Origin of the sequence: Pseudomonas sp. Sample_10, from assembly GCF_004321495.1 — a bacterium.
Taxonomy (GTDB): domain Bacteria; phylum Pseudomonadota; class Gammaproteobacteria; order Pseudomonadales; family Pseudomonadaceae; genus Aquipseudomonas.
In genome coordinates, this window is the sequence record NZ_RCOE01000284.1 from 1 (window position 1) to 1,573 (window position 1,573).

2 protein-coding genes are annotated in these 1,573 nt (G+C 57.9%); both read left to right on the forward strand.

Annotated features, from left to right (window positions below; genetic code table 11):
• A partial coding sequence (rraA, locus tag D8U18_RS26995) for a ribonuclease E activity regulator RraA (RefSeq protein WP_131109064.1) occupies positions 1 to 458 on the forward strand: 458 nt, incomplete at its 5' end.
• A 27-nt stretch (positions 459 to 485) separates the two neighbouring features.
• A complete protein-coding gene (locus tag D8U18_RS27000) occupies positions 486 to 1,481 on the forward strand; it encodes a zinc transporter ZntB (protein WP_131109066.1) in 996 nt (331 codons plus the stop codon).
• Positions 1,482 to 1,573: the final 92 nt, after the last annotated feature.

Genomic DNA, 1,573 nt, shown 5'->3' on the forward strand with positions numbered 1-1,573 from the left:
CCTACCCGGAGCTGGTGCAGGTGCTGGAACCGATGTTCAGCAATTTCGGCGGCCGCGATTCCTTCGGCGGCGAAATCGTGACCATCAAGTGCTTCGAAGACAACTCTCTGGTCAAGGAGCAAGCCGAACTCAAGGGCAACGGCAAGGTGCTGGTGGTCGATGGAGGCGGTTCCCTGCGTCGCGCGCTGCTGGGCGACATGATCGCCGAGAAAGCCGCCAAAAATGGCTGGGAAGGCCTGGTGATCTACGGTTGCATTCGTGACGTCGACGTCATCGCCCAAACCGATCTGGGGGTGCAGGCCCTGGCCAGCCACCCGATGAAGACCGACAAGCGCGGTCTCGGCGACCTCAACGTGGCCGTGACTTTCGCTGGCGTGACCTTCCATCCCGGCCACTACATCTATGCGGATAACAACGGCGTGATCATCTCGCCCAGTCCGCTGAAAATGCCTGAGTAAAATCCCCGATTGACTGAAGGAGTGCGGATGTTCGAGGAAGAAAACGCGCAATGGGGGCTGGTCCACGCCCTGGTGCTGGACGGTAAAGGCGGCGCGCGTTCGATAGCCCGGACTGAACTCGATGAATTGCAGCTGCAGGCTCATGAAAGCCTGTGGCTGCATTGGGATCGCAGTCACCCGCAAACCCAGACCTGGTTGCGCAAATCCAGCGGTTTGAGTGAATTCAGCTGTGATCTGCTGCTGGAAGAGAATACTCGTCCGCGCCTTTTACAGCTTTCCGACAGCGAACTGCTGCTATTTTTGCGTGGAGTCAACCTCAATCCGGGGGCTGAGCCTGAAGACATGGTCTCGGTACGGATCTTCGGCTCTGCGCAGCGGGTCATTTCCTTGCGTTTGCGGCCGCTGCGCGCCACCGAAGAACTGCTGGTGCAACTGGAGCTGGGCAAGGGACCGAAAACCGCCTCCGAGCTGATTCTCTACATGGCGCAGTACCTGACCAACAAGGTGCAGGATCTGGTCAGTTGCCTCTCGGAAGTGGTCGATGAGGAAGAAGAAAAGCTCGATACCGACGAACGGTATACACCGGAGCACGGAGCGATCTTGCAGATCCGTCGCCGGGCCGCTGCGTTGAAGCGCTTTCTCGCTCCGCAGAGGGATATTTTTGCTCAGCTGACACGGCTCAAGTTGCCCTGGTTTGTCGAGGATGATGGCGATTACTGGAACGAATTGAACAACAGCCTGACCCGCTATCTTGAAGAGCTCGAATTGACCCGAGAGCGCGTGGGGCTTGTGTTGGAGGCCGAAGACCGGCGATTGAGCGTGCGCATGAATCGCACGATGTATCGCTTCGGCGTCATCACCGGGATCTTTTTGCCGATGAGTTTTTTGACCGGGCTTTTGGGCATCAACGTCGGCGGCATTCCATTTTCCGCGAGCCCGTATGGTTTCCTGATCGCGTGCCTGTTGGTGGTTTCGGTGGCGTTGGGGCAGTGGTGGTTATACCGACGTTTGCGCTGGGTCTGACGGAGAGCCATGTGACCCGAGCAAATTTCACCGCGTCTTTCACAGACATCACGAGAGGTGCGTATGCACGATCCGTTTGAACAGTCTTTGCG

Excerpts from the sequence above, each read along its gene's own strand:
- D8U18_RS27000 (WP_131109066.1), top strand. The coding sequence starts at position 486 with ATGTTCGAGGAAGAAAACGCGCAATGGGGGCTGGTCCACGCCCTGGTG.